25 protein-coding genes and 1 pseudogene are annotated in these 24,148 nt (G+C 67.4%); 14 read left to right on the top strand and 12 right to left on the bottom strand.

The features are described from left to right. Positions 1 to 212: 212 nt before the first annotated feature. The 3 genes from Q0082_RS02510 to xseA all read right to left on the bottom strand — a co-directional run bounded on the left by Q0082_RS02510 (position 213) and on the right by xseA (position 2,897). Positions 213 to 998, bottom strand: coding sequence for a M23 family metallopeptidase (locus Q0082_RS02510; RefSeq protein WP_298189529.1), 786 nt, complete (start codon positions 996 to 998; stop codon positions 213 to 215). Between the two features lie 172 nt (positions 999 to 1,170). Continuing rightward, complete coding sequence (locus tag Q0082_RS02505; protein WP_298189527.1) at positions 1,171 to 1,374, bottom strand: DUF2093 domain-containing protein; 204 nt, start codon at positions 1,372 to 1,374, stop codon at positions 1,171 to 1,173. Between the two features lie 41 nt (positions 1,375 to 1,415). After that, a complete protein-coding gene (xseA, locus tag Q0082_RS02500) occupies positions 1,416 to 2,897 on the bottom strand; it encodes an exodeoxyribonuclease VII large subunit (RefSeq protein WP_298189525.1) in 1,482 nt (493 codons plus the stop codon). Between xseA and purD the strand changes: the two are divergent. Next, positions 2,881 to 4,170 (top strand): annotated as a pseudogene (gene purD, locus Q0082_RS02495) (phosphoribosylamine--glycine ligase); the annotation flags it as partial. The gene xseA and the pseudogene purD sit on opposite strands and share 17 nt — an antisense overlap. 1,147 nt (positions 4,171 to 5,317) lie before the next feature. Continuing rightward, entirely contained in the window at positions 5,318 to 5,944 is a 627-nt protein-coding gene (locus Q0082_RS02490) for a hypothetical protein (protein WP_298189522.1), read from the top strand. A 4-nt stretch (positions 5,945 to 5,948) separates the two neighbouring features. Here Q0082_RS02490 and Q0082_RS02485 read toward each other — a convergent pair whose 3' ends face one another. Further along, the gene (locus Q0082_RS02485; protein ID WP_298189520.1) at positions 5,949 to 6,950 is read right to left on the bottom strand and encodes an adenosine kinase; all 1,002 of its coding nucleotides are present in this window, start codon (positions 6,948 to 6,950) and stop codon (positions 5,949 to 5,951) included. Positions 6,951 to 7,087: 137 nt separating this feature from the next. On the opposite strand from Q0082_RS02485, the gene Q0082_RS02480 reads away from it, so the two are divergent. Beyond that, positions 7,088 to 7,513 (top strand): hypothetical protein, encoded by a 426-nt coding sequence (locus Q0082_RS02480; RefSeq protein ID WP_298189518.1) that lies wholly within the window; start codon positions 7,088 to 7,090, stop codon positions 7,511 to 7,513. Here the strand turns inward: Q0082_RS02480 and Q0082_RS02475 are convergent. Further along, on the bottom strand, positions 7,497 to 7,949 hold the full coding sequence (locus Q0082_RS02475) for an Rrf2 family transcriptional regulator (RefSeq protein ID WP_298189515.1): 453 nt from the start codon (positions 7,947 to 7,949) through the stop codon (positions 7,497 to 7,499). The genes Q0082_RS02480 and Q0082_RS02475 overlap by 17 nt on opposite strands. 84 nt (positions 7,950 to 8,033) lie before the next feature. Between Q0082_RS02475 and Q0082_RS02470 the strand changes: the two genes are divergently transcribed. Beyond that, positions 8,034 to 8,477, top strand: a complete 444-nt coding sequence (locus Q0082_RS02470) for a globin domain-containing protein (RefSeq protein ID WP_298189513.1) — start codon at positions 8,034 to 8,036, stop codon at positions 8,475 to 8,477. Between the two features lie 58 nt (positions 8,478 to 8,535). On the opposite strand, the gene Q0082_RS02465 is transcribed toward Q0082_RS02470, so the two are convergent. The 5 genes from Q0082_RS02465 to Q0082_RS02445 are packed head-to-tail and all read right to left on the bottom strand — an operon-like array spanning position 8,536 to position 11,977. Next, positions 8,536 to 9,705 (bottom strand): saccharopine dehydrogenase NADP-binding domain-containing protein, encoded by a 1,170-nt coding sequence (locus Q0082_RS02465; protein WP_298189626.1) that lies wholly within the window; start codon positions 9,703 to 9,705, stop codon positions 8,536 to 8,538. 32 nt (positions 9,706 to 9,737) lie between these two features. Next, a complete protein-coding gene (gene dcd / locus Q0082_RS02460) occupies positions 9,738 to 10,292 on the bottom strand; it encodes a dCTP deaminase (RefSeq protein WP_298189510.1) in 555 nt (184 codons plus the stop codon). 38 nt (positions 10,293 to 10,330) lie between these two features. Next, positions 10,331 to 10,771, bottom strand: a complete 441-nt coding sequence (locus Q0082_RS02455) for a cytidine deaminase (protein ID WP_298189507.1) — start codon at positions 10,769 to 10,771, stop codon at positions 10,331 to 10,333. Beyond that, complete coding sequence (locus Q0082_RS02450; RefSeq protein WP_298189505.1) at positions 10,768 to 11,466, bottom strand: glycoside hydrolase family 25 protein; 699 nt, start codon at positions 11,464 to 11,466, stop codon at positions 10,768 to 10,770. Before Q0082_RS02450 ends, Q0082_RS02455 begins: the two co-directional genes overlap by 4 nt. 28 nt (positions 11,467 to 11,494) lie before the next feature. Further along, positions 11,495 to 11,977 (bottom strand): UPF0262 family protein, encoded by a 483-nt coding sequence (locus tag Q0082_RS02445; RefSeq protein WP_298189502.1) that lies wholly within the window; start codon positions 11,975 to 11,977, stop codon positions 11,495 to 11,497. Between the two features lie 148 nt (positions 11,978 to 12,125). On the opposite strand from Q0082_RS02445, the gene Q0082_RS02440 reads away from it, so the two are divergent. From Q0082_RS02440 to Q0082_RS02405, 8 genes are all read left to right on the top strand, one after another. Further along, positions 12,126 to 13,649, top strand: a complete 1,524-nt coding sequence (locus Q0082_RS02440) for a replicative DNA helicase (RefSeq protein ID WP_298189500.1) — start codon at positions 12,126 to 12,128, stop codon at positions 13,647 to 13,649. Positions 13,650 to 13,739: 90 nt separating this feature from the next. Beyond that, a complete protein-coding gene (gene rpoZ, locus Q0082_RS02435; protein ID WP_298189497.1) occupies positions 13,740 to 14,084 on the top strand; it encodes a DNA-directed RNA polymerase subunit omega in 345 nt (114 codons plus the stop codon). A 99-nt stretch (positions 14,085 to 14,183) separates the two neighbouring features. Beyond that, positions 14,184 to 16,727: a helicase-related protein gene (locus Q0082_RS02430; RefSeq protein ID WP_298189494.1), complete on the top strand. Its 2,544-nt coding sequence runs from the start codon at positions 14,184 to 14,186 to the stop codon at positions 16,725 to 16,727. Further along, entirely contained in the window at positions 16,727 to 17,044 is a 318-nt protein-coding gene (locus tag Q0082_RS02425; protein ID WP_298189491.1) for a S4 domain-containing protein, read from the top strand. The genes Q0082_RS02430 and Q0082_RS02425 overlap by 1 nt, the downstream gene beginning before the upstream one ends. 20 nt (positions 17,045 to 17,064) lie before the next feature. Continuing rightward, on the top strand, positions 17,065 to 17,403 hold the full coding sequence (fdxA, locus tag Q0082_RS02420; RefSeq protein ID WP_298189488.1) for a ferredoxin FdxA: 339 nt from the start codon (positions 17,065 to 17,067) through the stop codon (positions 17,401 to 17,403). A gap of 306 nt (positions 17,404 to 17,709) precedes the next feature. Then, positions 17,710 to 18,234, top strand: coding sequence for a CarD family transcriptional regulator (locus Q0082_RS02415; RefSeq protein ID WP_054122667.1), 525 nt, complete (start codon positions 17,710 to 17,712; stop codon positions 18,232 to 18,234). Between the two features lie 188 nt (positions 18,235 to 18,422). Continuing rightward, positions 18,423 to 19,163 (top strand): head GIN domain-containing protein, encoded by a 741-nt coding sequence (locus tag Q0082_RS02410; RefSeq protein ID WP_298189484.1) that lies wholly within the window; start codon positions 18,423 to 18,425, stop codon positions 19,161 to 19,163. An 81-nt stretch (positions 19,164 to 19,244) separates the two neighbouring features. Continuing rightward, positions 19,245 to 19,556: a hypothetical protein gene (locus tag Q0082_RS02405; protein ID WP_298189482.1), complete on the top strand. Its 312-nt coding sequence runs from the start codon at positions 19,245 to 19,247 to the stop codon at positions 19,554 to 19,556. On the opposite strand, the gene Q0082_RS02400 is transcribed toward Q0082_RS02405, so the two are convergent. After that, positions 19,553 to 20,497, bottom strand: a complete 945-nt coding sequence (locus tag Q0082_RS02400) for an L-threonylcarbamoyladenylate synthase (protein WP_298189480.1) — start codon at positions 20,495 to 20,497, stop codon at positions 19,553 to 19,555. The two genes, Q0082_RS02405 and Q0082_RS02400, sit on opposite strands and share 4 nt — an antisense overlap. 47 nt (positions 20,498 to 20,544) lie before the next feature. Here Q0082_RS02400 and Q0082_RS02395 point away from each other — a divergent pair, with 47 nt between their 5' ends. After that, positions 20,545 to 22,266 carry an acyl-CoA dehydrogenase family protein gene (locus Q0082_RS02395; protein WP_298189477.1) on the top strand — a complete coding sequence of 574 codons (1,722 nt, stop codon included), beginning with the start codon at positions 20,545 to 20,547 and terminating at the stop codon, positions 22,264 to 22,266. Then, a complete protein-coding gene (locus Q0082_RS02390) occupies positions 22,263 to 23,099 on the top strand; it encodes an ATP-binding protein (protein WP_298189475.1) in 837 nt (278 codons plus the stop codon). The genes Q0082_RS02395 and Q0082_RS02390 overlap by 4 nt, the downstream gene beginning before the upstream one ends. A 12-nt stretch (positions 23,100 to 23,111) precedes the next feature. Here Q0082_RS02390 and Q0082_RS02385 read toward each other — a convergent pair. Further along, positions 23,112 to 24,069 (bottom strand): IS630 family transposase gene (locus Q0082_RS02385; protein ID WP_298189474.1). Its coding sequence is split into 2 segments (ribosomal slippage): positions 23,112 to 23,745 and positions 23,744 to 24,069, totalling 960 coding nucleotides; the frame shifts between segments, so codons are not numbered across the junction. Positions 24,070 to 24,148: the final 79 nt, after the last annotated feature.

Here is a 24,148-nt window from a genome sequence, read left to right as displayed (position 1 = left end):
AGCCCGGTTCTTGGAAGGATGTTCTGCGCATTGTACGCAAAACGTCACGGTTGTGTGGCGGGCATGCAACACACGATCCACACGGCGCAACGGAGCAGGACACTCCCAACCATGCCGTTGGCGCTCATAAATTACATCCGCATCGGATTGGGAATAACTTTTTGCCTCGCGCTTTGAATATTCGGGCAAGAAACGTGCGCAGAGGCCAAATTTCAGCGCGCCGGGGCGGCAAACAGCCTCGGATCCAGGCGCCGCCCCTGCCAGGTGAGGGCCCAGTGCAAATGCGGTCCAGTCGCGCGGCCGGTCATCCCGACATGGGCGATCAGCTGTCCCTGCACGACGGTGTCACCCTCTTGCACCACCAGATCCGAGCAGTGCAGGAACGCCGAGGTAAGGCCCATGCCGTGATCAAGGATCAGCAGATGGCCCTCGAGCGTGAAAGGTGCATCGCGCGCGGCCAGCGTCACCACGCCATCGGCGGGCGCGCGGATCTCCGCACCCTGCGGTGCCGCCAGATCGATCCCGGCGTGATAGGCTCCGGGTTCGCCGCGATAGATCCGCTGCGCGCCGAATTCGCCTGAAATGCGGCCCGCCGCCGGCCATGCCATCGTCTGCAGCCAGCCCGTGGCGCCGCTGCTGCGGGCGCGCGCCGCGCCGATTCGGGCAAGCTCGGCGGCGCGCCGGGCCTTGAACTCGGCATCGGGCAGCTTGCCGGGCCGCTTGGCGACGTTGACCGATTCGATGCGCCAGCTGCGCGGCGCGACTGCGAGCGCGGTAGACAGCGAAAAACCGTCAGCCGCCGTCACCGCGAGCGACAGACTTGCCGGTGCATCACGATCGAACGCGGCGAAGAAGGAGCCGTCTGGCGCAAGCGAAAGCGGGGTTCCGCCCAGCGTGACACTGCGTGTACCGGCCGGAACTTTGCCCCGGATCCAGCCGCCCTGGGTCAGACGGCCGCGATACTGCACGCCGCCAACGCTCGCCGTGGTCGGCTCCATGGCCGGGGAGGGGGCAGGAGAAGAAGCCGGCGCTGCGGGCTGAACCGTTGGGGCGGGCGGTTGCGCCGGCCCCTGGCTCGCGCCGCAGGCGAAGAGCACGGAAACAGCCGAAGCGGCCCCGCGCAAGGCAGCGCCGAGGGGAGACATGTCCCGCCGGATCATCCCTGCCTGATCAATCTTGGCCGAGCAGGCGGCGTGTCGCGATTTCGGCGCTGGCGTAGGCCTCCTGACGGTCCACGCTCCAGTAGCGCAACATGTCGAGCCCGATGCGGGCGCCGCTTACCGCGCAGATGACATGGTCGCCAGCGCTGATCTGGCGGAAGTGGCTGGGCAGGTAGTGCAGGCGCGCAAGGCGGTTGGCGGAGTTCATCAACATGATGCCAATCTAGTGCGTCATCGCGCGCAAAGCAATTTCGCCTAGAGCAACTTGGGCTGCGCATCGCCCGGCGCAGTCCCACGGGGCCTCGGTGCGGGCCGTGAGGGGGCAGGCGGCGCGCTGGTGGGCACCACATCGAGCACGCCGTCGCCGAACTCCAGATGGAGCAGTCCCGCCGCCTCGGCCACCGGGCGCGAACGGACCAACTGCCCGCCGGCATCGGTAACCAGCACGTAGCCGCGCGAGAGCGGCGCCTTGGGATCGAGCGAACGCCGCACCCGCTCCAGCGCGGCGAGCCCGGTCCGTGCGGCTTCGATCTGCTGCAGCACCAGCGCGGGCCGCAGCCGCTGCGCGGCAAGCCGCTCGCGCCCCTGCCGCAGCCGCGCCTCGAGCACCGCAGGTCGCAGCCCTGCGGAGCGCTGCGCGAGCAAGGTCGCAGCAAGGCCCGTGCGGTGGACCAGCGCGCGGCGCAACCGCTCGCCCAGATCGTCAAGCCGCTGCGCCTGGCCTTCGAGCAGAGCCTGCGGTGCAGGCAAGCGCCGCGCGCGCTGCTCCAGCCGTTCGCGCGAAAGCGCCACGAGCCGCACCACCGCCCGGCTGTTGCGCGCGTGCAAGTCGGCCAGCCCCGCGATCAGCTCGCCGCGTACGGGCACGGCGATCTCGGCCGCCGCGGTCGGGGTAGGCGCGCGCACGTCGGCCGCGAAATCGGCCAACGTGGTGTCGGTTTCGTGCCCCACTGCGCTGATTGTCGGGATCGTGCTCGCCGCGATGGCGCGCACGACCTCCTCGTCATTGAAGCACCACAGGTCCTCGATCGAGCCGCCACCGCGCGCGACGATCACCAGATCCGGGCGCGGAACCGGGCCGCCCGGTTCAAGCGCGGAAAAGCCGCGCACCGCAGCGGCGATCTGCGCCGCTGCGCCCTGTCCCTGCACCAGCACCGGCCAGACCACGACGTGGGTGGGGAAGCGGTCGCGCAGCCGGTGCAGGATATCGCGGATCACCGCGCCGGTGGGCGACGTCACGACGCCGATCACGCGCGGCAGATAGGGCAGGGGCCGCTTGCGTTCGCGCGCGAACAGCCCTTCTGCTTCGAGTCGGGCCTTGGTCTTCGCAAGCAAGGCAAGCAGCGCGCCTTCGCCGGCGATCTCCATCCGCTCGATCACGATCTGGTAGTTTGACCGGCCCGGATAGGTCGTCAACTTCCCGGTCGCGATCACTTCGATGCCGTCTTCCGGCACGAAGCCCAGCCGCTGCACCCCGCCGCGCCACATCACACCGTCGAGCCGCGCATTCTCGTCCTTGAGGCTGAGGTAAAGGTGCCCCGATGCCGCGCGCTTCACCCCGGAAAGCTCGCCGCGCACGCGCACGAAGCCGAAGCGGTCTTCCACAGTGCGCTTGAGAAGCTGCGAAATCTCGCTGATCGAAAGCGCGGGGGCGTTGTCGCCCGCAGTCTGTGCGGCTAACAGCCCGGCATCTTCTTCACGGTAAGGCAGCATCTCTGGCATGAACATCCTGCTCATCGGCTCGGGCGGGCGCGAACATGCGCTGGCATGGAAGCTTGCGCAATCGCCGCGTTGCACCACCCTGTGGGCTTCGCCGGGGAACCCGGGGATTGCCGCAGTGCTGGACGAACTGAACGCGCGCCGCACCGACGCAGCTCACGGCGCCTGCGTCGCACTGAACCTTGCCGATCATGCCGCCGTCGCTGCGTTCTGCGCGGCGCAGGCTGTCGATCTGGTGGTGATCGGCCCGGAGGCGCCGCTGGTCGATGGCCTCGCGGATTCACTGCGCGCCGATGGCATCGCGGTGTTCGGGCCCAGCAAAGCCGCAGCGCAGCTCGAAGGGTCCAAGGGCTTCACCAAGGACCTGTGCGCCCGCGCCAACATTCCGACCGCCGGCTATGTACGTGCGAGAAGCGCAGCCGAAGCGCATGCGGCGCTCGCCGGGTTCGCGCTCCCCGTGGTGATCAAGGCCGATGGGCTTGCCGCCGGCAAGGGCGTCGTCATCGCGCAGACGGCCGAGGAAGCTGCGGCGACGGTCGACGACATGTTCGGCGGCGGATTCGGCGGCGCCGGCGCGGAAGTGGTGATCGAGGAGTTCCTCGAGGGCGAGGAAGTCAGCCTCTTTGTCCTCACCGACGGCACCACGCTGATGCCGTTCGGCTCGGCGCAGGATCACAAGCGCGTCGGCGATGGCAACACCGGCCCCAACACCGGCGGCATGGGTGCCTATAGCCCGACGCCTGTGCTCACCCCCGCGCTGGAATCCGCCGCACTGGAACGGATCATCGCGCCGACGGTAAAGGCCATGGCGGACGAGGGCATGCCCTACAGCGGTGTGCTGTTTGCCGGGCTGATGCTGACCGCCGATGGGCCCAAGCTGATCGAATACAATTGCCGTTTCGGCGATCCCGAGTGCCAGGTCCTGATGGCACGGCTTGAAAGCGATCTGGTCGATATTCTCGGTGCCTGCGCACGCGGAAGGCTGGCGGACGTCGCGCCGCCGCGTTTCGCCGATGGCTATGCGATGACCGTAGTGGTTGCAGCCAAGGGCTATCCCGCCGATCCCGTGCGCGGCGGAGAGATCCCCCATATCGCCGCTGCCGAGGCGCATGGCGTGCGTGTGTTCCATGCCGGCACTGCGCGCGACGGCGAGGGCAGGCTCGTCGCAGCCGGTGGCCGCGTGCTCAACGTTACGGCCTGTGAGCCCACTTTGCGAAGGGCACGCGCGCGCGCCTACCGGGCGATCTACGAAATCGGCTATGCCGACGGATTCTGGCGCCGTGACATCGGCCTTGCCGGCGAAGTCCATCTGCTGAACGCCGCGCTGGCGCAGGCCCGCCGGCACCGCGCGCCCAGCGCCGCCGATGTGTTTCGCGCCAGCGGCGCGCGGCGGCTCGCCACTTTCCACTGTGACCACTTCGAACCCTGGCGCAGCCAGCCGCGTAGCGTTGGGCCGGAGAATGCCGCGCTCGTCAGCCGGTTTGCCGAAGGGACGGCGGGCTTGCCCCACGCGCAGCGGCTAACCTTGTTCTACCGCCCGCATCTGAAGCCGATTGATGCACCGCAGGCTGGCGGGCGCTTTGCCGCGGGTGACAGCCTCGGCTTCCTGCCGCTTGGCCCCGAAGAACTGGCGATCACGCGCCCCGCGATCAGCGCGCTGGTGGCAGCCGGGCATGAGCTCCAGCTCCACATCCATCACGAACGCGTGACCCGCAACACGCGCTATGCGCCGGAAACGCGCTGGGCCGAACATCTGCTGTCGTGCGGGGATGCCGCGGATTCGGCTCGTTACGAACTGCTGGTGCAGCTCTCGCTCGAAGCGATCCGCGCCGAAAGCGGGCTGCCCTTCGCGGAGTGGCTCCATATTCACGGCAACTGGGCGCTTGCCGGCTCCGATCCGCGCGTTTGCACGGTGCAGGACGAGCTGGGGATCTTGCACCGCAGCGGCTGCGTGGGCGATTTCACCTTCCTTGGCGAACCGCACGACGTGTTCTGCCTGCCCGAGCAGGACCAGCCGGTGCTGGTCCGGCCTGCAGCGGGCGACAAAGCCTATGCGCTGCCGGAGGCCGATGCGGTCCCGGCGTGGCAGGCAGGCCCTGCGCGCGCGGCCGAGCGCCTGTTCCTCTGGGCCTGCGGCGAAGGGCGCGAGGCCCACACGCTGGACTATACCAGCCGGCCCGTCAGCATGCGCAAGGACGATCCGGCCGGCTGGGCAACCGAGCTGGCCGGCAATGCCGTGCAGCTGGGCGATACGCTCTATCTCGGCACCTACGCCCATTCGATGAGCCCCAGCCACGGCAGCCACAGCGAGATGGTGTTCCCGCACGAGCAGCCGCAGGTGAGGCAGATGCTTGAAGCCCTGCACAACGGCGCGGCGCAGGCGGGGCTAGACCATGCGCTGCTGACCGCAAGCGAAGTGCGCGCGGAGATCCTGGCCGGTGGATAAGGCCGCAGTCGACGCTTACGAGGCTGCTGTCGCGGCCTTCCTGGCGCGGCGGCTGGCGGCGATGGGACCTGTCGAAAGCGGCCTGTCGGAATTCTACCAGCACAAGCTCGAAACCGGCCGCATCCTGAGCCGCTACGATCGCGAACTGCTCGTCCTGCTCGCAGGCGAAGCACGGATCGTGCACGCGGGCATCGGCATCGGCCAGCTCAGCGCGGCGCTGGCGCTGCAGGGAAGCGAAGTGCTGGGATTCGAAGGCGCGCCGCGACGTCATGCGGCCGCCGAGGCCTTGCGGTGCGAACTCGCCCCTTACGCGCGCTACGCGATTGCCTTTGCGCGGTTCCCGGAAGGGCTGCCTGATGCTTTCGATCCGGCGGGCGCGACGCTGCTGTTCACCAATGTCGCGGCGGCATGGCCGGACGAGACCTACGACGCGATCACCGCCGTGATGGCCCGCTTCGACCGCACGATCCTCGATCTTGCCCGGTTCGGGCAGGCGCGCCAGGACCCGGCGGAGCAGGCCGAGCTTGCCGCGCGCATCGCGCAGGCCGGACTGGTGCTGCGCCCGCTCCCCTTCCGCGCCGAACGGACCGCCTTCGTCGAGGTCCGCCGCGCCGCCTGAGGGCTCAGCCCAACCGCTCGACCACGAGCGCAGCAAGGTCCGCTTCGGGACGGGCGCCGTAGTGCGAGATGACCTCGGCGGCGCAGATCGCGCCCAGCCGCAAGCAGTCCTCCAGACTGCGGCCGCGCACATGGCCGAACAGGAATCCGGCTGCGAAAAGATCGCCGGCGCCGGTCGTATCGATCACCCGTTCGACCGGCTCGGCCGGCACCGAAACATGAACGCCATGCGCGACGGCATGCGCACCGTTCTCGCTGCGTGTCACGACCAACACAGGGACCTTGGGGGCAAGCGCGGCGATGCCGGCGTGGAAGTCCGCCTCGCCGGTCAGCGCGGCAAGCTCGTGCTCGTTGGCGAACAGGATGTTGATTTCGCCCGCTGCGATCAGCGCACGGAAATCATCGCCATGGCGGGCGATGACGAAGCCGTCCGAAAGCGTGAAGGCAACCTGCCGCCCCGCACCGCGCGCGGCACCGATGGCACGGCGCATCGCCTGACGCGGCTCTTCCGGATCCCACAGGTAGCCTTCCAGATAGAGCACCGATGCTGCCGCGATCGTTTCTTCATCGAGCGCGGAGGGCGGCAGGAATTGCGAGGCGCCGAGGTACGTGTTCATCGTGCGCTGCCCGTCGGGCGTCACGAAGATCAGGCAGCGCGCCGTCGCCGGATCATCGCCGCGCGCCGGGGTATCGAAGGCAATCCCGCCGGCGCGGATATCGTGCGCGAAGACTTCGCCAAGCTGATCATCGGCAACCTGGCCGATGAACGCGCACGTCGCGCCCAGCGCGGCGAGGCCAGCCAGAGTATTGGCTGCCGAGCCGCCCGAGATTTCCCGCGCCGGCCCCATCGCTGCGTAGAGCTCCCGGGCGCGGGCGGTATCGATCAGCGTCATGCCGCCCTTGGCAAGACCGAGCCGCGCGATGTCGTCCTCCGCCGCTGGCGCCATGACATCGACGATGGCGTTGCCGATGGCGATCACATCGAAACGGGCGGGGGCAAGGCTCATCCGGATAATCTCCACGCGTGGTCAGTCGCGGGCGACCTAGCGGGCGGGGCGACGCGGTGCAACGATGCGCTGCGCCGAGCGGCCCGAAGCGCTCTCTGCGTTGACAGCGCGGGGCCGAGCGGCGATTCACTGTCGTGATGTACCTGCGCCACCTGCTTGCCCTTCCCGCGCTGCTCGCGCTTGCCGCCTGCGGAGGCAGCACCGATGCGGTTCGCCCGCTTCCCGCACCGCCGCCGCCGCCCAAACTGATCCGCCCCGCACCGCCTGCCGCGATCCAGACGCAGCGCCCGCGCGCGCACGTGCAGGTCCTGCCCGGGCTCGAAGGCGTGATCGGCGCCGACGCCGATGCGCTGACCCGCCAGTTCGGCGCGCCCCGTCTCGATGTGCGCGAAGGTGATGCGCGCAAGCTGCAATGGAGCGGCAGCCCCTGCGTGCTCGACGCCTATCTCTATCCGCCCGAGGGCGGCGGACGCCCCACCGCGACTTACGTCGATGCGCGGCGTGGTGATGGCCGCGATGTCGATCGGGCCGCCTGCGTGGCGGCGCTCAGGAAGCCTCGCTGACCGCGCAGGACGGCGCCGCCGGCAGCGCGGCCCAGGGCGCAAAGGCCGCGACGCCCTCGCGCGCAACATCTGCCAGCGTGTAGCGATCGAGGACGCCGAGAAAGGCCTCCAGCGCTTCGGCCAGGACGCCGCTCAGCGCACAATCGCTGCGCAGCGCGCAGGTTGCACAATCCGTGAGGCGCATGCCCTTTTCCAGCGTGCGCACCACTTCACCGACCATGATCTGATCAGCCGGCCGTGCCAGCGCGATCCCGCCGCTGCGGCCGCGATGCGAAACGGCAAATCCCGCTGCCACCAGCGCCTGCGCCACTTTGGCGACATGGTGGTAGCTGAGCCCCTGCTGCGCGGAAAACGCAGGCAGGCTCAGCGGGCCGCCCGCGCGGGCAAGCACGATCAGCAATCGCAGGCCGAAGTCGGTGTGCTGGGTAAGCTGCATGGCGCCGTCATGAATCCATTTTTCGCTTGCCTAAATCAAGCAGATTAAATACCGGTATTTGTAATACTGGATTGGAGAGACCCCATGCGCACTGCTTCCGAACACGCCCGCACCATCGTCAAGGCCACTGCACCGGTCATCGAGAAGCACGGGCTGGCGATCACCACCGCGATGTACAAGCGCCTCTTCGTGAACCCGGACGTGAAGGACATGTTCGACGCCGCCGCGCAGGAAAGCGGCGAGCAGCCGCGTCGGCTGGCCAACGCGATCCTCGCCTACGCGAAAAACATCGATCATCTCGAAAAGCTTGGCTCGGCCGTCACGAAGATGGTCCGCCGCCACGTCGAAACCGGCGTCAAGGCTGAGCATTATCCTTACGTCGCCGAAGCGCTGCTGCCGGCTATCCGCGATGTTGTCGGAGCTGACGTCGCCACCGACGAAGTGCTCGCCGCCTGGGGCGAGGCCTATTGGATGCTTGCCGATATCCTGATCGCCGCCGAAGCCGAGGCCTACGCCGAGGCAGCCTGAGCGGCTCGGATCGCCTGCCGCGCACCCCCCTCTGGCGCGGCAGGCGATCCGTTAGGCCTTATTCGGCCGCGAAGCTGATCTCGGCATGGGCGCGCAGGCGCTCGACCAGCGCTTCGCCCAGCAAGGCCCCCGGCGTGGCAATCGCGCCTTCCGCCTCGCACGAAAGCAGCGCGATGCCCGTCTCCGCCAGCATGCGGCTGGTCGAGCCATAGCCCGGATCATAGCGGCCCTTGACGCCATAGCGGATCTCGCGGCCATCGGGCATCTCACCAATGAACAGCACGTCGTAATGGCCGTTGAGCCGTTCCTCCGCAGTGGGGCCCTCGCCCGGCTTGGGATCGTTCGGCCCGCCGATCATCGGCGTCTTCGCCATGTGTTCGGCAATCGCCTGGCCCTGCTCACCCGGCCCGGTCAGCACCATCTCGTCATAGACGAAATCCGCGCCATAGGGGTGCCCGCGCAGCATGTTGGTGCGGTGGACGTTCTTGGTGTTGATCACCGCCATGATGAACGGCGCGGCCCAGCTGCCGGTCGCCTCGTCGAGGAACGGCTTGTCGCCCGCCGGTTGTTCCGGCCCCTCGAAGCCCGGCGTCAGGCCGAACGGGCTCGTCATGATCGGGATCAGCGAGGGATTTGCGCCAAGTGCCTTCAGCGTTGCCCCAAGGCTGGCGGCGGTTCCGCCCGAGAAGCCGCCAACCATCGCCCGCACGCGGCACTTCACGCGCGGCACCGGTGCGCCGAAGCGCGCCTTGGCTTCCTGCTGCAGCATGAACACGCCGAGATCGAAGGGGATCGAATCGAAGCCCGACGAAAACGCGACGCGCGCACCTGTTTCCTTCGCCTGCTCGTGCAGCGCATCGACCATCTGGCGCATCCACACCGGCTCGCCGCACAGGTCGGCGTAGTCCGTCCCCGCCGCGACGCAGGCGCGCAGCACCGGCTCGCCATAGAGCTGGTACGGGCCGACCGTCGTTACCACCACGCGGGTCTGCTCGGCCATCGCTGCAAGGCTGGCGGGATCGGACGAATCCGCGACGACCAGCGGCGTATCTGCCGGCGCGCCGATCAGATCGCGCACTTCCGCCAGCTTCTCTGCACTGCGCCCGGCCATCGCCCAGCGCGGACCGTCCTTGCCATAATGATGCGCGAGATACTCGGCCACGAGGCGCCCGGTGTATCCGGTCGCGCCGTAGACGATGATATCGAAGGGCCGTTCGGCCTTGCTCATTGCCATTTCTCTCTCCCGTTGTTCTTGTGATTTCAAAGCTTCGGCAGCGTCACCCCGCGCTGCCCCATGTATTTGCCCGCGCGGTCGGCATAGCTCACCTCGCAGGGTTCATTGCCCTGCAGGAACAGGAACTGGCACGCGCCTTCGTTGGCGTAGATCTTCGCCGGCAGCGGGGTGGTGTTGGAAAACTCCAGCGTCACATGGCCTTCCCAGCCCGGCTCCAGCGGCGTCACGTTCACGATGATCCCGCAGCGCGCGTAGGTCGATTTGCCGAGGCAGATCACCAGCACGTCGCGCGGCACGCGGAAGTATTCCACCGTCCGCGCCAGCGCGAAGGAATTGGGCGGGATCACGCAGACATCGGTCTTGCGGTCGACGAACGAATTCGAATCGAAGTCCTTCGGGTCGACTACCGACGAATCGATGTTGGTGAAGATCTTGAACTCATCCGCCACGCGCGCGTCATAGCCATAGGAGGAGAGGCCATAGGAAATGCAGCCCTCGCGGCGCTGGCTCTCCACGAACGGCTCGATCATGCCGTGTTCCATGGCCTGCGTGCGGATCCACTTGTCGGAAAGAATGGCCAATGCGGCGCTCCGGTATGCTGGGAAGGGAAGAAAGGCGTTCAGGCCAGATTGGCCGGTCCGAAGGCATGGGGCAAGAGGGCCGAGAGCGACATGCGGGTAAGGCCGCTTTCGGAAACCCCGATGATCTCCGGATCGGTGCCGCCCAGCGCCGCCAGCTCGTGCAGCATCTGCCGGCAGCGTCCGCAGGGCATGACCGGCTCGCCGCCCGTCACCACTGCGCCCGCTGCGTCCGGCCGGCCGCCCACGATCGCCACCGCCACCAGCCCGCCGCGCCGCCCTTCGGTCATTGCCCGTGCGACGGCATTGGCCTCGGCGCAGAGCGAAAGCCCGAAGCTTGCGTTTTCGACATTGGCGGCTGGTACCACCGCGCCATCATCAAACAGCAGCGCCGCGCCAACATGGAAGCCGGAATAGGGCGCATAGGCGCCGCGCGCCGCGTCGGTCGCCGCTGCGACAAGATCGTCCGGCGGCGCGCTCATCGGTGCACCGCCACCCAGCGCACCGGGCCCGCGACGCCCGCCGTCCGCAGCCGCGACGTCGCGGTCCACATCACCCAGGGCCGCCCGGCATAGGTGGGTTCCAGGAAATCACCCGTCACCCAGAGATTGCGGTCAACCCGTGCCGCCAGATGATAGTGCGCCTCGAACGTGCGCGAGATCATCAGGATCGCCGGACGTTCAGTGTGCTTCTCGATCTGGTTGAGGAAGGTCGTCAGTTCGCTCTGCATCGCCGCCTCTCCGGGCGGCTGCGGGCAGGAACGCGAATCGAGATCGAGCGCCACGGCGGGCGGGAGCAGCGCATCATCGCGCGGGACCACGGTCACGAAGCTGCCCGCCTGCGCATCGGCAGGCGCACACAGGTCATAGACATGGACCGCGCCCACCTGAAGCCCCGCCTTGCGCGCCGAATCGAGCCCTGCGGTAAAGGTTTCGTCGCGCCGGCCCGGGCCTTCACTCGCGGTGAGGTAGACGAAATCGGCCCCGTGCGCCTTGATCAGCGGCCAGTCCGCAGCACCGTCATGCGCATCGAGCCAAAGGCCCTGCACCGGAAAGCGGGCACGATCCGGCTCCCAGCGGTGCGATTCCCACCAGACAGCCGCCACGAGGCCTGCCAGCACCACCACGGCGAGCAGGATCCACACGCGCCGCCGCGCCGCTTTTCCGGGGGTGTTCACGCTGAGTCGCCTGGTTTCGGGGGGCCCATCATCCCCTGATATGCAGAACGCAGATCAGGGTGAAGAGGCGCCGCGCGGTGGCAAAATCGGTCTCGATCTTGCCCTCCAGCCGCTCGAGCAGCATCTCGGCCGCCTCGTTGTGGACGCCGCGCCGGGCCATGTCGATGGTCTCGATCTCCTGCGCCGTCGCGCGGCGGATCGCCTGGTAATACGAATCGCAGATCGCGAAGTAATCGCGGATGGGGCGGCGGAAACGGCCAAGCCCCAGCACGATCGTCTCGAGCGGGCTGCCGTCCTCCGCCGAGATCGCCAGCGCCAGCCGCCCGTCATCCACTGAAAGCCGCAGGCGGTAAGGACCCTCGTAACCCGCTGTGGCCGCGCGCACTGGCCGGAAGGTGTTCTCCTCGATCAGGTCGAAGATCGCGATGCGGCGTTCCTGCTCGATATCGGCATTGCGCCACACGATCGTCGCTTCGTCGAGCTCGATATGCGAGATGCGCGGGTCGGCCATGGCGGCCAGTGTCTTGCAGACGGTTTCCGCGCGGGCAAGCCATTTGCGCAAGGAATCCGCGCTCTTTTCCTTTCCCTCCCCGCTATCCACAGGCGGTGTGGCATCCGCGCCGCTTGCCGCCAGCCCCCCGCTCCTTCACAAGGCTCGCATGTCTAACGTCCAGCCGATCCCCCTGCGCGAGCCCGATCCGTCCGGTGCTCCTGTCGCCTCGCTTCCCGCCAACGTGGAGGCAGAGGCCGCGTTCCTCGGCGCGGTGCTGATCGACAACCGGATTCTGGAAGAATTGCCCACCCCGCTGCGTCCGGAGCACTTCTTCGCCCCGGTTCATGGCCGGGTATTCGAACGCATTCTCGCGCTGATCGACCGCAAGGCGGTGGTCACCCCGGTCACCCTAAAGCCCTATTTCGAGGCGGACGAAGGCCTCAAGGAGCTTGGCGGCACCGCCTATCTCGCGCGGCTGACGGCAGACGGACAGGGCCTGCTGGCGCCGAAGGAACTCGCCGAGCAGATCTATGATCTTGCCCTCCTGCGCGAACTCATCACCGTCGGGCGCAATCTCGTCTCGGGCGCGATGGACACGAGCGAGACGGTCGCGCCGCTCAAGCAGATAGAGCACGCCGAAGCCGCGCTCTACGCCGTGGCGGAAGGCGCGCAGACCGGCAACGAGGCGCAGAGCTTCGGCGTCGCCACGCGCGCCTCGCTCGAAATGATCGAGAAGGCGCTGCTTTCCGGCGGCCATATCTCGGGCAAGACCACTGGCCTCACCTCGGTCAACGAGAAGATCGGCGGCCTGCACGATAGCGACCTCATCATCCTCGCCGGTCGTCCCGGCATGGGCAAGACCTCGCTCGTCACCAACATCGCCTACAACTGTGCCGCACGGTGGATGGAGGAGGAGCAGAGCGGGACCCCCCTCAACAAGCGCGTCGGCGCGAGTGTCGCCTTCTTCAGCCTCGAAATGAGCGCGGACCAGCTCGCCACGCGTATCCTTGCCGAGCAATCGGGCATCAGTTCCGAGGCACTGCGCATGGGCCGCATCAGCCGCGAGGACTTCCAGCAGCTCTCCTTCGCCAGCCAGCGCCTCGCCGAACTGCCGCTCTACATCGACGATACGCCAGCCCTTACCATCGGCGCCCTGCGCACCCGCGCGCGCCGCTTGAAGCGCCGCCACGATATCGGCCTCATCGTGGTCGACTACCTGCAGCTGCTGCAGGGTTCGGGCCGCGCCAACGACAACCGCGTCAACGAAATCTCGGAAATCAGCCGCGGCCTCAAGACATTGGCCAAGGAACTCGGCGTCCCCGTCATCGCGCTCTCGCAGCTAAGCCGCGCGGTCGAACAGCGTGACGACAAGCGCCCGATGCTCTCCGACCTGCGCGAATCCGGCTCGATCGAGCAGGACGCCGACATGGTCTGGTTCGTGTTCCGCGAGGATTACTATGTCGCCTCGCGCGAACCCAAGGTCCCGCAGGGTACCGACGACGCCAAGGTGCAGGAAGCCCACGCCGCCTGGCAGGCCGAAATGGAGCGCGTGTTCGGCCTCGCCGAGCTCATCGTCGCCAAGCAGCGCCACGGCTCGACCGGGAAGGTCCGCCTGAAGTTCGAAGCGCGGATCACCCGCTTCAGCGACCTCGCGCCCGATCACATGGCCTATGACTTCGGCGACGAATGATTCGCTGAACCCGCATTTTCTTGACTTTCTGGCGAGCGCGCCCTAGCTCGCCGCTCTTCCATCCATTCCTGTTTTTACGGAGTGCCCCGCATGGCGCGCGTTACCGTCGAAGATTGCGTCGACAAGATCCCCAACCGCTTCGATCTCGTGCTGCTCGCTGCCGAGCGCGCGCGCGCCATCTCGGGCGGTGCGGAACTCACCGTTGATCGTGATCGCGACAAGAACCCGGTCGTTGCCCTGCGCGAGATTGCAGATGCCACCGTGCGCCCGACCGTGCTCAAGGAAAACCTGATCCAGTCGCTCCAGCGCGTGCTGCCGGATGACGATGACCAGGTTGACGAGATCGGCTCGCTCTCGCAGTCGGCCGAAGCCCTGCGCATCACCGCAGCGGCGCCCGTGCGCAACACCTCGCTCGGCGCCGACTACGACGGCTGACAGCCTGGTTTGACGACATGCCCCCTCCTGACGACGGGAGGGGGATAAAACCCCAAAGGCCGCTTGCACCGCGCAGGCGGCCTTGCCACATTCACGGTCATGGCCAGCCACCTGCCTGCTCGTGCGCGCGGTGACCGACAGGATCGGACGGTCAAGGCCGTGCTCGGCCCGACCAACACAGGCAAGACCCACCTCGCCATCGAACGCCTCTGCGCCCATTCCTCGGGCGCGATCGGCTTCCCCCTGCGTCTGCTGGCGCGCGAGGTCTATGACCGCGTCTGCAAGATCAAGGGCGAAGCCAACGTCGCGCTAATCACCGGCGAGGAGCGGATCGAGCCGCCGAACGCGCGCTGGCACCTCTGCACGGTCGAGGCCATGCCCAGCAGGCCCGATCTGGCCTTCGTCGCGCTCGATGAAGCGCAGCTCGCCGCTGACCCAGAGCGCGGGCACGTCTTTACCGACCGCCTGCTCCACGCACGCGGCCGCGAGGAGACCATGCTGCTCGGCTCAGCCACGCTCGAACCCATGGTCAAGGCACTGGTGCCGGGTGTCGACGTTGTCAGCCGCCCGCGCTTTTCCACCCTGAGCCATGTCGGCGCGAAGAAACTCAGCCGCATCCCGCCCCGCAGCGCAATCGTCGCCTTCTCCGCGGAGCAGGTCTACGCCATGGCCGAGATGCTGCGCCGATTCCGTGGCGGTGCGGCAGTCGTGATGGGCGCCTTGAGCCCACAGACGCGCAATGCCCAAGTCGCGATGTACCAGGCTGGCGAGGTCGATTACCTCGTCGCGACCGACGCCATCGGCATGGGTCTCAACCTCGACGTCAGCCATGTCGCCTTTGCCGGCCTCTCGAAGTACGACGGCCATCGCCAGCGCCGGCTCACCACGGCAGAAATGGCCCAGATCGCCGGGCGCGCCGGGCGCCACCACAAGGACGGCACCTTCGGCACGCTCGCCGGGATGGGCGGGCACGATCCGGAGTTCGCCGACGAAGAAGTCTACGCGATCGAGGAGCACCGTTTCCCGCCGCTCACCCGCCTGTTCTGGCGCGAGGCCGAGCCCCGCTTCGATTCGATCGGCACGCTGATCGATGATCTCGAAAGCCCGCCCCCACGTCCCGAACTTGCCGCAGCGCCGCCAGCCATCGATCTAGCCGTGCTCAAACGCCTTGCCGATGAGCCCGATGTTGCGGGCACAGTGCGTGGTCGCCGTTCGGTGCAGCGTTTCTGGCAAGTCTGCTCGCTCCCCGATTTCCGCCAGCAGGGTGCCGAGACGCATTCGCGCTTCGTTGCCCGCCTGTGGCAGGATTTGCGCCACGGCTATCTGGGTGCGGACTATGTCGCGCAGGCCATCGCGCAGCAGGACAATCCCTCCGGCGATATCGACACGCTGCAGGGCCGCATCGCCGCGGTGCGGTCGTGGGCCTATATCACCCAGCGCCCGGACTGGGTGCTGGCGCGCGAAGAAATGGCCGCGCGCGCCCGCGCCGTCGAAACGCGGCTGTCCGATGCGCTCCACGCGCGCCTCACCGAACGCTTCGTCAATCGGCGCACCACCGTGCTCATGCGCAAGGCCGGCGGCGATGCCTCGCTACTGCCGGTGCGGATCAGCGATGCGGGCGCGGTACTGGTCGATGATGAACCCATCGGCCACCTCGAAGGCTTCCGTTTCGTGGTCGATCCGCTGGCCCGCGCGGCGGACCGCAAGCTGCTTCTTGCCGCAGCCGAACGCCATCTGCCCGGTCTGCTGGTCGCCCGCGCCGAAGCGCTGATCGCTGCGGCCGACACGCCTGGCGGTCTCGCGTTCGAAAAGGGCGCGCTGGCGTGGAACGGCATTGTCGTCGCACGGCTGGAGCCGGGCAAATCGGTGCTGGAGCCGCGCCTGCGGCTCGATGCCGCGCTGGGTCTGCTCCCGGCACGGCTGCGCCCCCAGCTGATTGCCGCGCTGGAGGGCTGGCTCGCCCGCCGCATCACCGCCGATCTAGGTCCGCTGCTGCGGCTCGCACAGGCCGCGCGGGCGACTGAATCCGGCCCCGATCTACGTGCTCTGCTGCTGCTGCTCGTGGCGGGGGGCGGCGTACTGCCGCGTGAGAACGCCGCGCTCGAACGGCTCGACACCCGCCAGCGCGACGCGCTGCGCCGCCTCGGCGTGCGCACCGGCGCGCTCGACCTGTTCCTCCCGGCAGTGCTCAAGCCCGGTCCGCTCGCGCTGTGGTGCCGCTTGGCCGCGCTGCGCGGCGAGGCCCCAGCGGCGCCTGCGCGCAACATGCCCCCTGTGGTGACCACCAAGGCTGCGCCGGCCGGCTACCGCCGCGCGGCCGGACAGGCGATCCGCGTCGATATGGCCGAGAAATTGCTCCAGGCCGCGCACCGCCGCCGCATCGGCGCCGCGGGCAAACGCTATCCGCTCGATCCCGCGCTCGCGCGCTCGATGGGGCTTGCCACCGCTGGCTATGCCGCGCTGCTCCGGGCCGCGGGCTTCCGCGTCCACATGGCGCGCCTACTCGCCGATGCCGTGCATGGCCCGCCGGCGCCGCCGATGTGGGATTGGCGTCCCCCGCGCGCCGCTCCTGCCCGCACCGCCGCCACGCCTTTACCCTCGCCCACCGGCGCCTTTTCCGCTCTGGCCGAGCTTATCCGCTGATGGCGGACGAAGGCTCCCTGCGCATCGACAAGCTCTTGTGGTTCCTACGTTTTACCGGATCCCGCAGCCTTGCTCAGGACTGGGTCGCGGAAGGCCACATCCGCCTCAACGGCCGCCGCATCGAGCGCGTCAGCACCGCGGTGCGCTGCGGTGATGTGCTGGTCCTGCCGCTGCGCAGCGGTGTGAAGGTGATCGCGGTCGGAGAGCTGCCCCGGCGGCGCGGCCCTGTCGAAGAAGCCAGGGGTTGCTATGAGGTGCTTGACGCGGCGGGCTCCACGCCTCTAGCAGGTCAGGAAATCAAACCTGCTCATCCTTAAGCTGAGGGATTGCCACTGCCATGACCTATGTCGTTACCGAAGCCTGCATTCGCTGCAAGTTCATGGATTGCGTCGAGGTTTGCCCGGTGGACTGCTTCTACGAGGGTGAGAACATGCTGGTGATCAACCCCAGCGAATGCATCGACTGCGGCGTGTGCGAGCCCGAGTGCCCGGCCGAGGCGATCCTGCCCGATACGGAAAACGGCCTCGAACAGTGGCTTGAGCTCAATGCCAAGTATTCCGCCGAGTGGCCCAACATCACCACCAAGAAGGACGCGCCGGCCGACGCCGACGACCACAAGGGTGAGGACGGCAAGTTCGAAAAGTACTTCTCGGCTGAACCTGGCGAGGGCGACTGAGCGCTCGATACCGGGCGCGGAAGCCATCGCGCCCGGAAACACGGCATATTGGAGCGGCATTTCCGCCCTTGCCTCTGGTAATTTTGTTACAGGCCTGCTATATGTATGCGTAAGCGACGGCCGGGACGAACTCGCCGATCGCCAACAACACGCTAAGGCAGGACGAACGGCAAACGGATCGCAGTGCTCTCAGACCGCGAAAGACGGTCGTTTGCCGGACCTAACCCCAAAGGGCCCGGAATGCTTTTCGGGGGCGCATCGTCGCCCCGTGTTGTTTTTGTCTCTGCTGCGCCGAAAGGATAAGCAATGGCAACCAAGGCACTTGCCTTCGATGTTGGGGATTACGTCGTCTATCCCAAGCACGGTGTTGGCCGTGTAGTGGAACTTCAGAACGAGGAAATCGCAGGCATGAAGCTGCAGCTCTATGTGCTGCGCTTCGAAAAGGAACGCATGACCCTGCGCGTGCCCGTGAACAAGGTTGAAGCAATCGGCATGCGTAAGCTGTCCTCGGACAAGACGCTGCGCGAGGCGCTTGATACCCTTAAGGGCAAGCCCAAGGTCAAGCGCACGATGTGGTCGCGCCGTGCGCAGGAATACGAAGCCAAGATCAACTCTGGCGATCTCGTTTCGATCGCGGAAGTCACGCGCGACCTGTTCCGCGCCGACGACCAGCCGGAGCAGAGCTACTCCGAGCGCCAGATTTTCGAAGCCGCGTCCTCGCGCCTCGCGCGCGAACTCGCCGCAATGGAAAAGACGGACGAGCCCGCCGCGCTCAAGAAGATCCTCGCGATCCTCAACGAGCACGCACCGAAGTACTACGAAACGGTCTGAGGCCGGATGCACCTGCTCGCCTTTGGGGAAAGGCGAAAGGGTTTGAAAAAGGGGCTGCCGGCGTGATCCGGCGGCCCTTTTTTCATGCCTCCTGCTCCGGCGAACGCACGACCGGGATCGGCGAGTGACTTGGCGCAAGGCGCTTGGGTGCGTTATAGGGGTAACACACCAGGCTCAAGGAGAGCGCCATGATCAAGGATATCGCCCGCACACTCGGCGGGATTGCGGTTGCCGCCATCGCCCTTTCGCTCAGCGCCTGCGACGGCGCGACCATGGAAATGGGCGGCATGAAAGGCGTGCGGCTTGCAGAACTCGATCTCTCGGCCAAGGCACCGGAGGAAATCACCCTGCTCGGCCCCGATACGGTCCACGTAATCGAGGGTGACAAGCTCGCCATCACGGTCGATGGCAAGGAAGACGCCAAGGACCGGCTTCGCTTCGTGCTCACCGACGGCAAGCTCGCGATCGGGCGCGAAGGCTGGAAGATCGGCGGTTCGGACGATCTCGCTACGATCAACGTGACCGTCCCGGCAGCACGGCGGTTGGTCATGGCCGGTTCGGGCACGATGCGCGCCGATACCCTGCGCGGTGATGCCGCGAGCGTGAGCATTGCCGGCTCCGGCGATATCGAAGTGCCGCTGGTCGAAGCGCAGGAACTCAAGGTCGAAGTGATCGGATCGGGCGATCTCAAGGCGGGTGGCAAGGCGAAGTCGCTGCGGATCTCGCTGGCGGGCTCTGGCTCGGCCGATCTCGCCGGCCTTTCCGCGGAGGAAGCCAAAGTCGAGATCGCGGGTTCCGGTGACGCGCGTTTCGCGTCCGACGGGCAGGTCAAGGCCGACATCATGGGCTCTGGCTCGGTCAAGGTGAAGGGCCGCGCACAGTGCAAGGTCAATGCGATGGGTTCAGGTACGCTGACCTGCGAACCCTGATCGGGCAGGCAGCGCGCGTCATGGCGCTGCAAGGCAACTTCGGATAGGCAGGGCCGGTCCTTGAGCGAAAGGCCCCGATCCTTGCCCCGTTCCCTGCTGTTTCTTGCCCCGCTCGCCGCGCTGACGCTCTCGGGCTGTCTTGCCAGCACCGCTGCCAGCATCGTCACCGCGCCGGTGCGCGTGGGGGCCAAGGCCGTCGACCTGGCGACGACCAGCCAGTCGGAAGCCGACCGCAACCGCGGCCGCGCCATGCGCAAGCGCGACGGGAAGATCCGGAAGCTCGAGAAGAAGTACAACCGCGCGCTTGAGGCCTGCAACCGCGGCGAAACCGCGGCCTGCTCCGAAGCCAACCAGCTCAGCGGTGAAATCGAGCAGCTGCGCGCGGAACGCTAGACGGAAGCGCGGCGCAACCGGTCATTGATCGCAGCGCCGATGCCCTCCTCCGGGATCGGCGCCACCGCGATGCGCGGCTCGGGCGCTGCGGCCGCCTCGTGCAAGCAGGCATAAAGCCGCGCCGCCGCTTCGACGAGATCGCCAGACTGCGAAAGCGAGATGCTGCCCGCCACGGCCCCGAACCCGATCAGGAACTCGCCATCCTCCGCACGTTCAGCCGCCAGCCGCACCGGCTTGCCCGGCGCATAGTGGCTGGCGAGCTGGCCCGGCGCTTCGATCCCGCGCTCTTCCTCGCTCGGCGCTTCACCCAGCACGTCTGCAATCGCCGCCTCGGTCACGGGCCCTGGCCTCAGAACTTGCCAGCCGCCGCCGGGCCGTACCGCCACGATGGTCGATTCCAGCCCGCGCTCAGTGGTCCCGCCATCGAGGATCAGATCCGCCCGCGCGCCGAGTGAGGCCGCCACATGCGCCGCGCTGGTCGGGCTCACCCCGCCGCTGCGGTTGGCCGAAGGTGCCGCCAGCGGCAGACCCGCCGCCTCGAGCACGGCCCGCATCACCGGATGCGCCGGCACGCGCAGCGCCACCGTCGGCAGGCCCGCACTCACCGCTGCAGCAAGCGGCGCACCCTCGCGGCGCGGCAGCACCAGGGTCAGCGGCCCGGGCCAGAATGCCGCTGCCAGCGCGCGCGCGCGGTCATCGAAAACCGCGAGCGTGGCCGCTGCCGCCAGATGCGGCACATGAACGATCAGCGGGTTGAAGTCCGGACGGCCCTTGGCCCGGTAGATTGCGGCAACCGCCTCGGGTCGGTCCGCCCTCGCCGCGAGGCCGTAGACCGTCTCGGTCGGCACCGCGACCGTCCCGCCCGCCACCAGCACGCGCGCGGCCTCGGCAATGCCGCCGGGCACGGCGGGCAGCACTTTTGGAGGCGTTTGCGTGTTCATGCCTTGCCGCTATAGCCCTGCGCAGAGGCTGCCAAGGAAAAGAGCGCATGAGCTTTATCGCCCCCACCGAAGATCAGGTCCTGGCCATGCGCGTCTGCGCGGGAATCGACGAACTCGCCGCGCATGAACGCTACGGCGCGGCCACTCCCGATGTGGTCGAGGCGATTGCCGAAGGCATCGGTGCCTTTGCCGCTGGCGAATGGGCCCCGCTCAACCGAATCGGCGACACCGAAGGCGCACATTGCAAGGATGGCGCGGTCTCCTCCCCTGCCGGCTATGCTGAAGCCTACGAGGCTTTCGTCGAGCAGGGCTGGGGCTCGATTGCCGGCCCGGCCGAATTCGGCGGACAAGGCCTGCCCTTCACGCTCGCCACGTGCGTGCTCGAAACGCTCGGCGCGGCCAACATGGGCTTCACGCTGCTCCCGATGCTCACGGTCGGCGCGATCGAGGCACTCGATCACCACGGCAGCGAGGTGCAGAAGGCGATGTACCTGCCCAAGCTGATCTCGGGCGCCTGGTCGGGCACGATGAACCTCACCGAACCCCAGGCCGGCTCCGACGTCGGCGCGCTGCGCAGCACCGCCGTGCGGATCGAGGAAGGCCCGCACGCCGGCAAGTACCGCATCGCCGGCACCAAGATCTACATCACCTGGGGCGAGCACGAACTCGCCGAGAACGTCATCCACCTCGTCCTTGCCCGCACCCCCGCTGCGCCTGCGGGATCGCGCGGCATCTCGCTGTTCATCGTGCCGAAGTACCACGTGAACGCCGATGGCTCGCTCGGCGCGCGCAACGATCTGCGCGCCGTCTCCATCGAGCACAAGCTCGGCATCAATGTCTCGCCCACTTGCGTCATGTCCTATGGCGACAACGCCGAATGCATCGGCGAACTCGTCGGCCATGAGAACGAAGGCCTCAAGGCCATGTTCACGATGATGAACTCGGCGCGCATCAATGTCGGCAGCCAGGGCGTCCAGATCGCCGAACGCGCGCTGCAGCAGGCCCGCATGTACGCGCGGGACCGTGTCCAGTCCGCCCGCGCCGGTTCGCCCGACAAGAACCCGGTCGCGATCATCGAGCACCCCGATGTGCGCCGCATGATCTTGCGCATGCGGGCGCTGACCGAAGGCTCGCGCGCGCTGCTCTACTACACCGCCGGACAGGTCGATCGCGGCCTCCTTGGCGACCGCGCAGCACAGCAGCGTGCCGAACTCCTCGTGCCGCTGCTTAAGGCCTGGGGCACCGATGTCGGCTGCGAAGTCGCCAGCCTTGGCATCCAGATCCACGGCGGCATGGGCTTTGTCGAGGAAACCGGCGCCGCGCAGCACTACCGCGATGCGCGCATCGCCCCGATCTATGAAGGCACCAACGGCATTCAGGCCGCGGACCTCGTTACTCGCAAGCTTGGCATGGAAGCCGGCGGCGTGCTGCAGGCGCTGATGGCCGATATCTCGGCCGAAATGCAGGACGTCCCCGAAGTCGCCTCGCTCGCGAAGGATGCCGCTGCCATCGGCACATGGATGGCGAGCGGCGATGCCACGCTCGACGACAAGCTCGCCGGCAGCGTGCCGTTCCTCACCATGTGCGCCGTGGCCGTTGCCGGGTGGCAGCTCGCCCGCCAGGCCCGCGCGACCGGCGGCATCGAAAAGACCGCCGTCACCAAGGTGTTCAACCGCACGATCGTGCCCGAGGCGCGCGGGCTTGGCGCGGCCGCCATGGCCGGCGCCGCGCTCTACTACGAGCTTGAAAGCGAGGCGCTGACGGGATGAGCGAGAACGAGTCCCGACTCGAACTATCCGGGCTCGAACGAATCGCGTCCGCGCTCGAGCGCCTGTCCCCGCCCGCCCCGGGGGCAACGGATTGGCTCAGGCATCCCGCCTATGTGTGGACGGGCACAGCCGCGCGCGCCGTCGATCCGCTCGAAGCCCCGCCGCTGGCGCTGATCAAGGGTGTCGATGCCCAGAAGACAGCTGTCGCTGAGAACGTCCTTCGCCTTACCTCCGGCGCAGCAGCGCACGACATGCTGCTGTGGGGCTCGCGCGGGATGGGCAAGTCCGCGCTGGTCCGCGCCGCTGTCCGCAATGCGCAGGACGCGCATCCGGGCCGCATTGCGCTGATTCAAGCCGCGCCGGACGAAAGCCTTGCCACACTGCTCGCGCAGCTGCGCAACGCCGACCGCCGCTTCCTGATCCTGCTCGATGATCTCGGCTTCGATGCGGGCGATGCCGGTTCGGCCCGCCGTCTGCGCTCGTGGCTTGAAGGCGGTGTCGAGGCCCGCCCCGCCAATGTCCGCCTCGCAGTCACCTCCAACCGCCGCGCCATCGTCGAGCGCCACATGGCCGAGCAGGACGACCCCATCAACCCGCGTGATGTCGTTGACGACCGCCTCGCGCTGGCCGACCGATTCGGCCTCTCGCTCGGCTTCCATGCCTGCTCGCAGGACGATTATCTTGCAATCATTGCGGGCTACACCGCGCACTACGGCCTGAGCTTTGCCGAAGACGACGCCCTCGCATGGTCCAAGCAGCGCGGCAGCCGCTCGGGCCGCGTTGCCTGGCAGTATGTCAACGAGCTGGCGGGGCGGGCCGGCCGCAGCCTTTAGAGCGTCGTGCGTTTAATCTGCAACGTATCCTGCTGCCTTGAGGTAGTTCCAGCATTCGTCTGGATGGTAGAGTTCGCAGATTGATCCGACGGCCTTCCACAGGGCATCGACTGTGCGGGCTTTTGCCTTTCGCAGGTGCGCTTTCAGCTTGGCGAAGGCCATTTCGATGGGATTGAGGTCCGGGCTGTAGGGCGGCAGGTACAGGAACCACGCCCCGCGCGCCTTCAGGATCGCCGCAGCTTTCTCGCTTTTGTGGCTGGAGAGATTGTCGAGGATGACCATGTCGCCTTTCTTCAAAGTCGGGGCGAGCTGGGTTTCGACATAGGCTTCGAAGATTTTCCGGTTCATCGGGCGGTCTATCACCCAAGGTGCAGTCAGCCCGTCGTGGCGCAAGGCTGCGATGAATGTCTGCGTGCCCCAATGGCCGAAGGGCGCCTTCATCTTGAGCCGCTGACCCCGCCGAGCCCGTCCGCGCAGGCGGGTCATCTTGGTGGTCGTCCCGGTCTCATCGATGAACACCAGGCGTTCCGGGCGCTTCGTCATCCACGGCTGGCGATGCGTGTGCCAGACATGCCGCGCGCGAACGATGTCAGCGCGATCGGTTTCGCTGGCCAGCAGCGTTTTTTTTAACGGTAAAGCCAGCGCATCGCAGCAACCTCGACAGCGATGTCGGGTGCGCAGCAATGCCATGTTCGGTGGCAAGCCGCTCCGCAAGCTCGGGCAAGGTCACGTCACCATCAGCCTCAACCCACGCGATCAAGACATCGCGATACGCTGACAGCTTGCCGCTCCCGGCAGGTCGGCCCTGCCGGGCGGGTGCCAGCGATCCCGTCTGCGCTTGAAGTTTCGCCAGACGAACCGCCGTCGCCGCGCTCACGCCAAATCGGCGCGCAGCACCGCGCCGCGTGCCGCCATCGGCAATGGCATCGTAAACCCGAACCCGAAGATCAGCCGAATGTGCTTTGCCCATGATCCACCTCCAATGAGGGTGAATCACAAATCACAAACAATGGGAATCCCACGATTCAGATTTTCCGCAGGACGCTCTA

Origin of the sequence: Novosphingobium sp. (genome assembly GCF_027489515.1) — a bacterium.
Classification (GTDB): Bacteria; Pseudomonadota; Alphaproteobacteria; order Sphingomonadales; family Sphingomonadaceae; genus Novosphingobium.
The sequence above is the reverse complement of the archived record's forward strand: the minus strand, read 5'-3'. Positions and strand labels throughout refer to the sequence as shown.